13 protein-coding genes are annotated in these 12,530 nt (G+C 72.2%); 5 read left to right on the top strand and 8 right to left on the bottom strand.

Annotated elements, in window-relative coordinates:
- Positions 1-56: 56 nt before the first annotated feature.
- Complete coding sequence (locus ACSDR0_RS28775; protein WP_435292025.1) at positions 57-953, bottom strand: LysR substrate-binding domain-containing protein; 897 nt, start codon at positions 951-953, stop codon at positions 57-59.
- Between the two features lie 72 nt (positions 954-1,025).
- Here ACSDR0_RS28775 and ACSDR0_RS28780 point away from each other — a divergent pair, with 72 nt between their 5' ends.
- Positions 1,026-1,925 (top strand): dihydrodipicolinate synthase family protein, encoded by a 900-nt coding sequence (locus ACSDR0_RS28780; RefSeq protein WP_435292026.1) that lies wholly within the window; start codon positions 1,026-1,028, stop codon positions 1,923-1,925.
- Between the two features lie 184 nt (positions 1,926-2,109).
- Here ACSDR0_RS28780 and ACSDR0_RS28785 read toward each other — a convergent pair whose 3' ends face one another.
- Together ACSDR0_RS28785 and ACSDR0_RS28790 are read right to left on the bottom strand one after the other, a co-directional pair.
- On the bottom strand, positions 2,110-2,772 hold the full coding sequence (locus ACSDR0_RS28785) for a response regulator (protein WP_435292027.1): 663 nt from the start codon (positions 2,770-2,772) through the stop codon (positions 2,110-2,112).
- Complete coding sequence (locus tag ACSDR0_RS28790; RefSeq protein ID WP_435292028.1) at positions 2,769-3,896, bottom strand: sensor histidine kinase; 1,128 nt, start codon at positions 3,894-3,896, stop codon at positions 2,769-2,771. The genes ACSDR0_RS28785 and ACSDR0_RS28790 overlap by 4 nt, the downstream gene beginning before the upstream one ends.
- A gap of 212 nt (positions 3,897-4,108) precedes the next feature.
- On the opposite strand from ACSDR0_RS28790, the gene ACSDR0_RS28795 reads away from it, so the two are divergent.
- The gene (locus ACSDR0_RS28795; protein ID WP_435292029.1) at positions 4,109-4,540 is read left to right on the top strand and encodes a DUF6223 family protein; all 432 of its coding nucleotides are present in this window, start codon (positions 4,109-4,111) and stop codon (positions 4,538-4,540) included.
- 132 nt (positions 4,541-4,672) lie between these two features.
- On the opposite strand, the gene ACSDR0_RS28800 is transcribed toward ACSDR0_RS28795, so the two are convergent.
- From ACSDR0_RS28800 to ACSDR0_RS28810, 3 genes are all read right to left on the bottom strand, one after another.
- Positions 4,673-5,332, bottom strand: a complete 660-nt coding sequence (locus ACSDR0_RS28800; protein ID WP_435292030.1) for a response regulator — start codon at positions 5,330-5,332, stop codon at positions 4,673-4,675.
- Positions 5,329-6,591 carry a sensor histidine kinase gene (locus tag ACSDR0_RS28805; RefSeq protein ID WP_435292031.1) on the bottom strand — a complete coding sequence of 421 codons (1,263 nt, stop codon included), beginning with the start codon at positions 6,589-6,591 and terminating at the stop codon, positions 5,329-5,331. The genes ACSDR0_RS28800 and ACSDR0_RS28805 overlap by 4 nt, the downstream gene beginning before the upstream one ends.
- Before the next feature lie 62 nt (positions 6,592-6,653).
- The gene (locus ACSDR0_RS28810) at positions 6,654-8,321 is read right to left on the bottom strand and encodes an FAD-binding oxidoreductase (RefSeq protein ID WP_435292032.1); all 1,668 of its coding nucleotides are present in this window, start codon (positions 8,319-8,321) and stop codon (positions 6,654-6,656) included.
- Between the two features lie 380 nt (positions 8,322-8,701).
- Between ACSDR0_RS28810 and ACSDR0_RS28815 the strand changes: the two genes are divergently transcribed.
- Together ACSDR0_RS28815 and ACSDR0_RS28820 are read left to right on the top strand one after the other, a co-directional pair.
- Positions 8,702-9,367 (top strand): maleylpyruvate isomerase family mycothiol-dependent enzyme, encoded by a 666-nt coding sequence (locus ACSDR0_RS28815; protein ID WP_435292040.1) that lies wholly within the window; start codon positions 8,702-8,704, stop codon positions 9,365-9,367.
- A 285-nt stretch (positions 9,368-9,652) separates the two neighbouring features.
- Complete coding sequence (locus ACSDR0_RS28820; protein ID WP_435292033.1) at positions 9,653-9,982, top strand: hypothetical protein; 330 nt, start codon at positions 9,653-9,655, stop codon at positions 9,980-9,982.
- Between the two features lie 96 nt (positions 9,983-10,078).
- On the opposite strand, the gene ACSDR0_RS28825 is transcribed toward ACSDR0_RS28820, so the two are convergent.
- Both ACSDR0_RS28825 and ACSDR0_RS28830 read right to left on the bottom strand, forming a co-directional pair.
- On the bottom strand, positions 10,079-11,065 hold the full coding sequence (locus tag ACSDR0_RS28825; RefSeq protein ID WP_435292034.1) for a hypothetical protein: 987 nt from the start codon (positions 11,063-11,065) through the stop codon (positions 10,079-10,081).
- Positions 11,066-11,425: 360 nt separating this feature from the next.
- Positions 11,426-11,866, bottom strand: a complete 441-nt coding sequence (locus ACSDR0_RS28830; protein ID WP_435292035.1) for a Rid family hydrolase — start codon at positions 11,864-11,866, stop codon at positions 11,426-11,428.
- 92 nt (positions 11,867-11,958) lie between these two features.
- On the opposite strand from ACSDR0_RS28830, the gene ACSDR0_RS28835 reads away from it, so the two are divergent.
- Positions 11,959-12,459, top strand: coding sequence for a MarR family winged helix-turn-helix transcriptional regulator (locus tag ACSDR0_RS28835; RefSeq protein WP_435292036.1), 501 nt, complete (start codon positions 11,959-11,961; stop codon positions 12,457-12,459).
- Positions 12,460-12,530: the final 71 nt, after the last annotated feature.

Here is a 12,530-nt window from a genome sequence, read left to right on the forward strand (position 1 = left end):
AGCCGACGGAGGTTCCTCGTCGTCGCGGCGAACTCGCGACGGCACCGCGGTCGTTGTCAGGTTTCGAGCCCTGCGGGGACGGCGGCGCGCATGGCGGCGGTGACGGTGGCGACGGCGGGGTGCGCGTCGGCTCCGGCGCGGTGGGCGGTCATGGTCCGCCTGCGGATCGGCATCCGGGTCAGCACCACACCGGGTGGCGGATTCACCGCGCCGAGCTGCGGGATCAGCGCGACTCCCTGTCCGGCGGCGACCAGGGCCAGCACGGTGGCGAACTCGTCGATGTGATGCCGGACGCGCGGGGTGAAACCAGCGGCCTGACAGGCTCGGATGGTCATCGCGTGGCAGGCCGTGCCCGGGATCGCCGTGATCCAGGGCATGTCCACGCAGCCGATGATCACCTGGCCACCGGAGGTTTCCATCGGAGCGGCCGACGCCAGATAAACCGATTCGCTGCACAACGGCTGGGTGGCCAGGCCTGGTTCGGCCGGCTGAGGGACGAAGTCGTAGTCGTGGATCAGCGCGAGGTCCAGGCCACCGGCGCGCAGCGCGTCGGCGACGTCGGCCGGATCGATCTCCGAGACCATCGGCTCCAGGCCAGGGTGCTCGCGGGCGAGGGCGGTCAGAGCGGCCGGGAGGATCGCCCTCGCCGCTGTCGGAAAGGTGCCGACGCGCAGTGGGCCGGACAGGCCGTGGCGGGCGTCGACCAGATCGCCCGCGGCCTGTTCCAGGCGTTGCAGGATCGCCTCGGCGTGACGGGCCAGGGTCTGCCCGGCGGGGGTCAGGCGCACCCGTCGCCCGGTCCGTTCCAGCAGCGGCACGCCCGCCTCACGTTCCAGGACGGCCAGTTGCTGGGAGACCGCCGAGGGGCTGAAGGACAGCGCCTGGGCGACGGCGGCGATCGTGCCACGCAGGGCGAGTTCGCGCAGCAGGCGCAGACGACGGACGTCGAGCATCGGCTCAGCTTACGCTGGAACCCACAAAGGCGAACTGGACCCGCACAAGGCAGCTGGGACACGCTGGTGACCATGACCTTGAACACCGTCCTCCGCGGGATTCATGTACCGCTGATCACGCCGTTGACCGCTGACGGCCGGATCGCGATGGACGCCCTGGAGCGGCTCGCCCACGATGTCCTGGCTGCGGGCGCCACCGGGATCGTCGCGCTGGGAACGACCGCCGAGGCCGCCACCCTCGACGAAACCGAGAAGCTCGCGGTCATCGACGTGTGCGCCCGGGTCTGCCGCGAGCATGACGCGACCCTGATCATCGGCGCGGGCGGCAACGACACCCGGGGCAGCGCGACCGCCCTCGCGCGGCTCGCGGTGTGGCCGGACGTGACGGCCGCGCTGGTCCCCGTGCCGTACTTCACCCGGCCGACGCCCCCCGGCGTGCTGGCGCACTTCACTCACCTGGCGGCCACCAGCCCCGTGCCGTTGATCGTCTACCACGTCCCGTACCGCACCGGACAGCAACTCGACGCGGCCTGCCTGCACGCGTTGGGCCGGCTGCCGGGAATCGTCGGGGTCAAGTACGCGGTCGGTGGCATCGACTCGCATGCCATGGAGTTGCTCGGCGACCTTCCACCCGGCTTCGCCGTCCTGGCCGGTGACGACATGTTCGCCTCACCGTTCCTCGCGCTCGGCGCCACCGGCGGCATCCTGGCCTCCGCCCACCTGGCCACCGGACGGTTCACCGAACTGGCCGCCGCCTGGCTCAGCGGGGACCTCCCGCGGGCCCGGGAGCTCGGACACCGCCTGTCCGCCCTGTCGGCCGCCGCGTTCGCCGAACCCAACCCCACCGTGATCAAGGGCGTCCTGCACGCCCAAGGCCGCATCCCCACGCCGGACGTGCGGCTGCCGCTGCTACCCGCCAGGCAGGGCACGATCGACCAGACGCTCGAGCGGCTCGCCGGCCTTCGGGCGTAGCCCGGATTCGCCGACATCGCCGACGAGCCGCGCGGGTGTGAACGATCGGGGACGGGCCCAAGGCACTGTTCGACCAAGATGGGTGAGCACGCAGAAGCGGACCTCGTCGCGCGGGGCGTCGGTGTCCCATTCCGCGCGGTCCGGCACGTCATCGGCGGGCAGGCCCGCACCCGGACCGTGGACGTCAGGAGGTGCGCGGGGTTACCAGGCCGGATTCGTAGGCGAGGACCACGAGCTGGGCGCGGTCACGGACATGGAGCTTGGCCATGGCCCGGTTGATATGGGTTTTCGCGGTCAGTGAGCTGATCACCATGCGGTCGGCGATCTGGTCGTTGGACAGGCCCCGCGCGACCAGGGCGACGGCCTCGCGTTCGCGGTTGGTCAGCTCTTTGAGCTCCGCGCCGGTGCCGAGGTGGAGCGGCTGGGCGACGTACCGGTTGATCAGCTTGCGGGTGATCGACGGTGCGAGCAGGGCGTCACCGCGCGCGGCGACGCGTACGGCGTGCAGGAAGTCCTCCGGCACGATGTCCTTGACGAGGAATCCGGCCGCGCCGGCGCGCAGCGCGTTGAAGACGTGTTCGTCCAGGCCGTAGTTGGTCAGGATGACGACGTGCACCCCGGCCAGGGCCGGGTCCGCGGCGATGCGCCGGGTCGCCTCGATGCCGTCGACGACCGGCATCTGGATGTCGATGAGCGCGATGTCGGGCAGGTGTTCCCTGGCCAGGGCCAGCCCTTCCTGCCCGTCGGCGGCCTCGGCCACCACCTCGATGTCGTCCTCGAGGTCGAGGAGCGCGCGAAATCCGCTGCGAATGAGCGGCTGGTCGTCGACCAGCAGGACACGGATCACGACGTTCGGTCCACGGGGAGTTCGGCCTGGACGGTGAAGCCGCCCTCGTCGCGCGGTGCCGCCCGCAGGCGGCCACCGAGGGCGGTGACTCGTTCGCGCATCCCCAGCAGCCCGACGCCGGGCACCGGGGCGGTGTCCGGTGTGGCCTTGCCGTCGTCGTCGACGCGTATCGCGAGGGCGTCGGGACGGTAGTCGATCCGGACCGACGCCGTCGCGGCGGCGGCGTGACGGGCGACGTTGGTCAGCGACTCCTGAACGATCCGGTAGACGGTCCGGTCCACCGCGGCCGGCACGTCGTGCCGCCGTCCCTCGATCGTCAGCGTCGCGTCCAGGCCGGTCGCCCGAGCCCGTTCCACCAGTTCCTCGACGTGGTCGAGGCCGCGCGGCGGGGTCGTGTCGTCGTCGCGCAGCGCCTCCAGGGTCGCTCGCAGCTCCCGGGTCGCCTCACGTCCGGCCTCCTGGATCGCCAGCAGGGCCTCCGGCACCTGCTCACCCCGCTTGCGGGCCACGTGGACGGCGACCTCGGCCTGCACCTTGATGATCGAGATCTGGTGGGTGAGCGAATCGTGCAACTCCCGCGCGATGTGCAGCCGCTCCTCGTCGGCGCGGCGCCGCGCGGTCTCCTCCCGGGTGCGCTCGGCCTCGTCCGCCCGCCGCTCGGCCTGGCGCAGCGCCTCCCCCGCGGCGCCGGCCGCGACCAGCCAGGCCAGCTCGAGGGCGCCCCGGGCCTGCGCGAACGCCTCGCCCGTGTCGTGCAGGCCCGAGGCCAGGGCCGCGAGGGGGAGGGCGGCCAGCATGGTCACGCTCGCCACCACCGTGACGGTGCGGTGCCCCGCCCGTACGGCGGCGTACACCGCGAACAGGTACGCGACGGCGGGCACGTCGAAACCGGCCGCCTGGTAACCCGCCGCGCACAGCCCGGTGAGGACCAGGACGGGAACCGGAGCCCGGCGGCGCGCGGCCAGCCCCAGGCCGCCGGCCGCCAGCAGCGCGTAGCCGAGCAGGTCGAGATCCGTGGCGGGGGGCCGCCCGGACAGCCCGGTGACCAGCAGCGTCGCCGCCACGCCGACGGCGATCGCCCAGTCTCCGACGTCGGCCCGGACACCGGACCACCTTGTGCTCATGCGCGCACCCTAACCGGATGTCCGCGCGGGCGACTCCTGCGCGCGGATGATCGTCCGGCTACCGCGCACGCGGTACCTTCGCGGCTCCTGCGGCGCCCGCGGCAGCCGGCTGCGGTGTCGGCGGCAGCGCGAAGTGCCCGCGTCCGCTGGACGACCGGCGGCGGGTCCAGCGGACATGATCGGGCCACGTCCAGTCGTAGGAGGAGCACCTCATGTCCGTCCGTCACCTGCCTGCCGCCGCCGCGGCCGCCCTGCTCGGAGTTCTGCTTGCCACACCGGCCGCCGCGCACGCCTCGGTCCAGCTGGATCCCGTCAGCGCCTACGCCCTGACCTCCGGGCGTCTGTGGTCCCTGGTGGGCGCGCTGCTGGGGCTGGCCGGTGTGGTCGTCGGCGGGCTGGCCCTGGCCCGCTCCACCGGTCGTATCAGCACCGGCACCGGTACCGGCACCGGGAGGAAGGGGGCCGTGGTGGCCCTGGTGGCGGGGCTGATCGGTACGGCCCTCGGCGGGCTGGTCGTGGCCGCCGCCGACGGTGGTCCCGGCACCGGTTACGGGATAGTCGGGGGCTTCGTGGCCCTGGTGCTGGGGCTGATCGCCATGGTCCTCGGCGGGCTGGCCCTGGCCCGCTCTCGCCGCGCCGCCTGAACAGCCGCACTGCCTGAACAGCCGCACTGCCTGACCGGCCGACCCGCTGACCGCGGCCCACCGCCTTCCGTCCGGCCCGCTTCCCCTCTCCGGTGGAACGGGGCCGGATGCGAACGCCGGGCCGTCGGGCCATCAGGGCTGTTCAGGCGTTCGCGGGACGAGCAGCCCCCGGTTGAACGCCTCGCTGACGGCGGCGGCGCGGTCGTTCACCCCGAGCTTGGCGTAGATGTTCAGCATGTGGGACTTGACGGTGGCCTCGGTGAGGAACAGCCTGGCCGCCGCCTCCCGGTTCGTGGCTCCGGCCGCCACCAGCTGGAGCACCTCGACCTCGCGCGGGCTGAGCGGCCCCGGGGCCGGCCGGCGTACCCGGCTCATCAGCAGGGCCGCCACCGACGGTGCGAGCACCGCCTCGCCCCGGGCCGCCGCCCGGACCGCGCGCAACAGCTCGTCGCGGGGAGCGTCCTTGAGGAGGTATCCGGTGGCGCCGGCCTCGATCGCGGGGAGCACGTGGCCGTCGGTGTCGTAGGTGGTCAGCACCAGCACGCGGGCCCCGCTCGCCCGCTCGGCGAGCTCCCTGATCGCGCTCACCCCGTCCATGCCGGGCATCCGCAGGTCCATGAGGATCACGTCCGGACACAAAGCCGAAGCCAGCCGGACCGCCTCGGCTCCGTCGGCGGCCTCGCCGAGCACCTCGAACTCCGGGTCGCGGGCGAACATGCCGCTCAGCCCGTCCCTGACCACCGGGTGATCATCCACGATCAGCAGCCCGATCGGGCCGGCGGGTCGGCTCACGCGTACACCTCCGCCCGCCTGGCGGGAACGCGGGCCGAGATTCCCGTGCCGGTGCCCGGCTCCGACTCGACCTGCAGCGTGCCGGACAGGCTCTCGACCCGTTGCCGCATCGCGATCAGGCCGAACCCGCCGCGATCGGCCCGCGGACCGTCGGCGGCGGCGGCGTCGAGCCGGGCCGGGTCGAAGCCGCCGCCGTCGTCGCGGACGTCCAGGGCCGCCTCGTGCTCCAGGTACGACAGCGTCACCCCCACCCTGGTCGCCCCCGCGTGCTGGGCCACGTTGGCCAGTGCCTCCTGCGCGATCCTGAGCAGCGCGGCCTCCGCCTCGGGCCCGATCGGCCGCGCCGTACCGGTCGTCGTGACCTGGACGGGGATCTCGTGCAGCGCCGACCAGCGCTCGGCGACGCCCGCCAGCGCCTCGCCCAGCCGCGCCGATCGCAGCGGCTCGGGACGCAGCGCGTGCACCGACCGCCGCGCCTCCGACAGGCTCTCCCTGGCCAGCTTGGTCGCGGCGGCGACGTGCCCGCGCCACCCCGCCGGATCGTCGCCGGCGTGCTCGGCCGCGCGCAGCTGACTGACGATGCCGGTGAGCCCCTGCGCCAGGGTGTCGTGGATCTCCCGCGCCATCCGCTGCCGCTCGTCCTGCACGCCGGCGTTGCGTGCCTGCACCAGCAACTGCTCGTGCAGGGCCGCGTTCTCCGCCATCGACGCCGCCAGTCTGCGGTTCGCCTCGCGCGCCTCGCGCAGCGCACGCTCCCGCTCCTCGTTGCGCCGGGCGCCGCGCCGGGCGTACCAGGCGAAGGCGCACATGGGGACGACGTTCGCGGCCACGACGGCGCCGTAGGTGATCAGGCCGACGACCGTGGTCTTGTCCACGTCGTACGCCTGCGCCGTACCCGCCACCACCGCCACCGCGCCGACGCCGACCGGCTGCCACGGCCAGCGCAGCACCCGGAAGGCGAAGATGTACGCCGCGGGGGTGAAGAAACCGAACCACGGATTCCTGATCACCAGAATCGCCGTGAGCAGGATCAGCACGGTGAAGAACACGGCCATCACCGGCACGCGCTCGCGCCAGGCGGGACGGAGCGTGAAGACGCCCAGCATCCACGCCGCCACCAGCGCGCACAGGACCAGGTCGACGAGCGGGGACGCGCCCGCCGAACGCTTGACGACCACGGTGAGACCGGCCAGAGGCGCCAGCAACACGTACGGCCCGACGGTCATCGCCACGGGCCACCGTGCCGCTGGATCGCTCACCGGTGTCCTCTCCCCCGCCCCATCGGACAATCTAGCCTCCACGTCGGCACGCCCTGATGCGATCAGCCGGCCTGGGGAGGCTCGACGGCCAGGGCGTGCCGGAAGACGTCGCGCGGGTCCCACCGGGCCTTCACCCGCTGGAGGCGTGGGTAGTTGTCCTTGTAGTAGAGCCTGTGCGCGGACACACCCGAGGTGTTCCACGCCGGGTCGGCCAGGTCGGCGTCCGGGTAGTTGATGTAGGAGCCGTCGTTGACCTCGCCGGGTACGGGCACGCCGCCGGTGTCGGCGTACACGTCGCGGTAGAGGTCGCGGACCCAGGCGAGGTTGGCCGCGTCGTCCGCTTCCTCGCCCCAGGTCGTCTGGTAGATCGCCTTCATGACCACGTCTCGCTGGGCGATCGCGGTGGCCCCGGGCGCCACCGCGCGGACCTGGCCGCCGTAGCCGACGAGCAGCATGGCGGAGTTCGGGCCGCCGGTGGAGTTCGTCAGGTTGCGGTAGACGGCCGCGAGCTGGGCCTCGGTGAACGAGCGTCGCAGGTAGCCGGCCTTTATCTTGTACCGCCGGGTGATCACGTCACCCGGCTCGCCGCTGCCCGGCCAGGTCATCCGGTGCAACCACGGCATCGTCCGCCGGATGTCGAGCACCGGTGTGAGGTCGACGCCGGCGGTCACCGCGGACACGAAGTCGGTCACCATGCCGTCGGCGTCGGGGATGTCCGCGTCGATCTGCACGGCCAGCATGACGGTTCCGCCGGCGCGGTGCGACGGCTGGAGGATCCCGTACAACCCGGCGTACGGGGAGCCGGGCGCGCTGTTGCGCTCGTGCCAGGTCCCGAAGTTGCGCAGCAGTCCGGTGAGCGCCCGTTCGGTCATGTGCTCCCAGGACCAGAAGATCACGCACTGCGACATCCGCCGCGGCGCCGCCGGCAGCAGCCGGGACGGGTCGGTGCCGGTGGCACCGGGCGAGCGCAACCAGTACCGGGTGACCACGCCGAAGTTGCCGCCGCCACCACCGGTGTGCGCCCACCACAGGTCGCGGTGCGGGTCGTCCGGCTCACGGGTGGCGACCACCGCGCGGGCGGTGCCGTCGCGGTCGACCACCACGACCTCCACGCCGTACAGGTGATCCACCACCGAGCCGTACCGCCGGGACAGCGCGCCGTACCCGCCTCCCGCGAAGTGCCCACCGGCCCCCACCTCCGGGCAGCTGCCCCCGGGGATCGTCACGCCCCAGCCTTTGAACAATGTCCGGTACACGTCCCCGAGGGTGGCTCCGGGCTGCACGGCGAACGCCCGCCGACCGGCGTCGTAACCGACCGCGTCCATCGGAGCGAGGTCCAGCAGCACCCGCACCGCCGGATCGGCGGTGAAATTCTCGAAGCAGTGCCCGCCACTGCGCACCGCGACCCGCCGGCCGGACCGCACCACCTCCGACACCGCGCGCACCACCTGGTCGGTCGACCCGACCACCCGGATCTCGTCCGGCCGGCCCGCGAACCGGAAGTTGTTGCCACGCAACAGGCTGTCGTAGCGAAGGTCGCCCGGCCGTACCGTCACCGGCCCGAACCCCGTCGCCTCCGATGCCGCGGCGGCGGCACCGGTGTCCCACGTGGCGGCCGCCCCGGTACCCAGCGCGGTGACCGCCGCGGCACCCGCGCCGGCGAGCAGTCCCCGGCGACTCACCGCCGCATCGTCCGGCGTGCTCGTACTTCCACCGCTCATCTCTGGCATGTGTCTCGCTCCTTCTCGGCCGGGGTCGTCAGCCTTTCAATCCGGCGGCAAGGAGCACATCAACCCATATCCTGAATCGGCGGCTGAAGGCTCCAATCCTCCGAACGGCTGATGCGCCCCACCGAACGGCTGACCGTCGGCCGGTGCCTTGGCCACGGGTCAGGCGTGTGGTCGTCGCGGCCCGGAGTACGGCCGCCGGCTCCGCGACCTTGAGGGCCGCGATCGCCGGCGACCCGAAAGGTCACCACGACAACCGAGATCGCCCGCGAAAAGACCGCTCACGAGCGACGATTCCGCCCCGTGGCGAGAGTCCCACCTTCTGACCACCCTTACCGACAGCCGCGAGGACTCCCATGACCCACGACGACACGCCGCCTGAGATGACCGCCCCGGGACCGAAGGCGGACCCGCGCCGCGCGTCCGACCTGTGGCCACTGATCCACGCCGAGCGAGCGGCCCTGGCGTCCGACCTGGCGAATCTGACCGACGAGCAGTGGGCGACGCCGTCGTTGTGCACCGGGTTGACCGTGCGCGAGGTGCTGGCGCACCTCACCTCGGCGGCGGGCCTCACCCCGGTGCGGTGGCTGGCGGGCGTGATCCGCTGCCGGTTCGACTTCGACAGGCAGGTCGCCATGCGGCTTGCCGAGCAGCTGGGCGCGACCGCGGCCGAGACGCACGACAGGTTCCGCCGCGTCGTCATGAGCACCACCAAACCACCTCTGCCGACCGTGGCGATGCTGGGCGAAACGATCGTGCACGCGGAGGACATCCGGCGACCGCTGGGCATTCGCCGCGACTACCCGATCACGACCCTCACCCGGCTGGCCGAGTACTACCAGGGCTCCGACCTCGTCGTCGTCGCCAGGAAACGGATCGGCGGCCTGCGACTCGTCGCCGGCGACGGCCCCTTCACGACCGGCTCAGGTGCGCTCGTATCCGGCACCACCCTGGCACTCACGATGGCCATGACCGGGCGTACGGCGTACTGCGACGAACTCGGCGGCGACGGTGTCGCGATCCTGCGCGACCGCATGAAGATGACATGACCCGGGGCGGCCGCCGCTCCGGGGAGCGGGCCTGACGCTTCGCCGAGGCAGGAGCGAACAGCCTCGACGGCCCGGAGCGGCTCGCGAGCACGGACATCCTCGCGATGGGGCAGCACCACCACATCGGCGAGGTGTGCCACAGCGCCCGAATCGCACGGATTCGGCGTGCGGCGCATCGGGCGATGTCCGGTCAGGCGGCCGGGTCGCCGGGCGCGGTGGGGCCGGGCGCGGTAGGGCCGGTGGCGGTGGCCACGGACACCGGCCGGGCTGCTAGAACTGTGGGCCATGAATCATGACGGGGACGCGGGCGTGTCCGGCTCGCTGGCGAAGGTGCTCGCGGACGTGGCCGCCGAGCGGGTGGCCCAGGACGAGCGGTTCGGCATGCAGGTCCTGCCCGACGGCACGGGCGCCGGGCACAGGATGGCCGAGTCCGTCCTGGCCAGGCGCGAGACGGAGACGGCGGCCGAGGGCGGCACGCTGACCTGGCGGCACATCCTGATGGAGGAGGTCCTTGAGGCCTTCGCGGAGAGCGACCCCGAGCGGTTACGCGCCGAGCTGATCCAGGTGGCCGCGGTCGCCGTGAAGTGGAGCCAGGCGCTCGACCGCCGCCCCTGACGACCGCGTCGGGTCACCCGCGCCAGGCAGTGGATGGACCGTCCACCCCGGCCTCCCCGCGCCGGGGTCCCAGGCATGTCGTTCACCGGCGGCGGATCACCGCTTCGTCAGGCTGCCGACGCTGAGCACGAGGTTTCCGCCGCGTTCGTCGACACCGGCCATGACCGACGCCTGGTGCCCGCCGTCACTCGCGATCGTCCAGAACGTGAGCGTGGTGGTACCCAGCGCGGTTTCGCAGGTCTGGACGGCCGGTTCGAGCCTGGCCGTGTTCCCGCGCGCGGCCAGCGTCCAGTCACATCCGTTCTCGGTCCGGGCCGTCACGATGTTCTTGTGGCCGCTCGTGAACGTGACGAGACCCTGCTGCGGTGTCTGGACGGTCCGCACCTGACCGTCGGGGTCGGTGTAGCGGGTGGTGAGAAGGTTCACGCGGGACCGCGGGTCGGAGGCGTCGTACCGCCATGCTCCCGGAAAGACCTTCCGCGCCTGGGCCCAGGCGTCCTTCCCCACCCTGGTACGGCTGCCCTTGTCGAGACGGAACTCGTAGTCGCCGTTCGGCTGGTGGCTGACGGCCTCGATGGTCTCCCGCTCACGGTCCCCGGACACGGTGACCGACCATCTCGTGATGGTGTACGCCGAACCGATGACGCGGTTGAAGCAGTTCTGGGATGGCGGATTCAGCTCCAGCGAGGTGGAGCGCACCGCGAACGTCCACGTACATCCCTGATCCGTGCGCCCCACGATCCCACCGCCGGCCGCCTTGGAGAACGTGATGTCCCCGATCTGCGGGACGTGGAGCGGCGGGATCGGGCGGCAGTTCGTGCCGGTGTCGGGGCAGCTGATGACCGCGATGTTCCGCATGCTCTCGCGTACGGGCTGGTCGTAGTTCCACGTCCCCAGATACCGGTGTGGGGGCGGGTTTCCGGTCTGCGCCCGAGCCTGCCCCGGTCCTGCGACACCGATGACCATGGCGATGGCGATGGCGATGGCGGTCCAGGTCGCCAGGCTCGGGGACAGGGCGGCGACCGGTGACACCGGACGCGACGGCAGGCGCCGACGCCGGGCCGTGACACGCGTGTCGAGCATGGGATGCCTCCTGTGCGGGTATGCGCTGGAACGGTGACGAGGGCCACCGCGAGGGGCGACGCCGGGCACTGTCCCGCGCCCGATGCGATCAACCGCAGACCAGCACTTTACGGACGAGCCGCAATCCGCTCATCAGCGCCGCGTCTCATCTTCGGAGTACTCCACGTAAGGTAGCTCGGCCGAATCCTCGTCCCGGCGCCGTATTCACACGACCGGTCCGCGCGGCCTCCCCCGCGACCGGCCGCCCGCCGATCCCCGTGGCCTGACCCGCGACACGATCCGGCGCGAGATCACAGCCGTACCGGCCCCGGGCGGCGCTCACGAACCCCTCGGCCGGGGTGGGCGGCCCGGCGCCCCGGATCACGCCGGGACCACGGTCACCTCGGCATGGCCGATGACGGCGGTGACGCGGACCTCGACGCGCATCTTCGGGGCACCGAGGGCCGCGACACCGATCTCGGTCCAGATGGGCGAGCGGTCGCCCATGCGCTCGCGAAGCTGCTCCACCATGACGCGGTTGTGGACCTCTCCGATGAACTCGGCGGAGTCGGGGACGTGGTAGGAGTTCACGGCGATGACGTCACGCCAGGTCGCGCCGACCTGGGCGAGGGTTCGCCCGACGTTCTCGAAGACCTGGACGATTTCGTCTTCGAGGGCCTCGGGAAAGTTCCAGTCGTCGTCCCATCCGCCTTGACCCGAGGTCTCGACGCGGTCGCCGATTCGAACCGCCTGGTTGTAGTGCATGTTGGCCAGCTGCGTCTCGCCGTACCCGGGCGTGGCGAAGAACTCCGGCTTGATCATGGTGGCCCCTCCGAGTTGACTTCACGTGTGAAGTGAACGTATCAGGCTTTCACTTCACGCGTAAAGTCACGGTCGCTCGGTATGGTGCCTTTATGGCCATCACCGCGACCCCGAACCCCGGCGAGGATGCCCCCGACGAGACGCTGTGGCTGACCGCGGACGAGAAGGAGGCCTGGACCGGGCTGGTCTCGCTGGTCCTGCTGCTACCGGGGCGGCTGGAGTCGCCGCTGCAGCAGCAGGCCGGCCTGACCCTCTTCGAGTACCTGGCCCTCAGCCACATCTCGGAGGCCCCGGAGCGCCGCCTGCGGATGAGCGAGCTGGCCTATCTGGCCAACGGCTCCCTCTCGCGCCTGTCCAACGTCGTCAAGCGGTTCGAGCAGCGGGGCTGGGTGGAGCGTTCACCCGACCCCGATGACGGCAGATACACCGTCGCCGCCCTCACCGACGCCGGCTACGGGGTGGTCGTCGCCGCCGCGCCCACGCACGTGCGCGCGGTGCGGCGACTCGTGCTCGACCCGCTCACCGCCGCCGACCAGCAGGCCCTGGCCCGCATCGCCGCCAAGCTGCGGGTGCGGCCCGTCGACCTGGCCTAGACGAGAAGTTCCGAAGTATCGGCGCGGCTGATGGTTGGCTGCGCCGGGTTGACCGCTTGCGGCCCGCCCGT

The sequence above is a fragment of the Streptosporangium sp. G11 genome (assembly GCF_051192615.1).
In the GTDB taxonomy this organism is placed as follows: domain Bacteria; phylum Actinomycetota; class Actinomycetes; order Streptosporangiales; family Streptosporangiaceae; genus Streptosporangium.

Bases quoted from the DNA above. Each gene is read 5' to 3' on its own strand.
- ACSDR0_RS28775 (WP_435292025.1), bottom strand. From the start codon at position 953: ATGCTCGACGTCCGTCGTCTGCGCCTGCTGCGCGAACTCGCCCTGCGT.
- ACSDR0_RS28780 (WP_435292026.1), top strand. From the start codon at position 1,026: ATGACCTTGAACACCGTCCTCCGCGGGATTCATGTACCGCTGATCACG.
- ACSDR0_RS28790 (WP_435292028.1), bottom strand. From the start codon at position 3,896: ATGAGCACAAGGTGGTCCGGTGTCCGGGCCGACGTCGGAGACTGGGCG.
- ACSDR0_RS28795 (WP_435292029.1), top strand. From the start codon at position 4,109: ATGTCCGTCCGTCACCTGCCTGCCGCCGCCGCGGCCGCCCTGCTCGGA.
- ACSDR0_RS28810 (WP_435292032.1), bottom strand. From the start codon at position 8,321: ATGCCAGAGATGAGCGGTGGAAGTACGAGCACGCCGGACGATGCGGCG.
- ACSDR0_RS28815 (WP_435292040.1), top strand. From the start codon at position 8,702: ATGACCGCCCCGGGACCGAAGGCGGACCCGCGCCGCGCGTCCGACCTG.
- ACSDR0_RS28820 (WP_435292033.1), top strand. From the start codon at position 9,653: ATGAATCATGACGGGGACGCGGGCGTGTCCGGCTCGCTGGCGAAGGTG.
- ACSDR0_RS28825 (WP_435292034.1), bottom strand. From the start codon at position 11,065: ATGCTCGACACGCGTGTCACGGCCCGGCGTCGGCGCCTGCCGTCGCGT.
- ACSDR0_RS28830 (WP_435292035.1), bottom strand. From the start codon at position 11,866: ATGATCAAGCCGGAGTTCTTCGCCACGCCCGGGTACGGCGAGACGCAG.
- ACSDR0_RS28835 (WP_435292036.1), top strand. From the start codon at position 11,959: ATGGCCATCACCGCGACCCCGAACCCCGGCGAGGATGCCCCCGACGAG.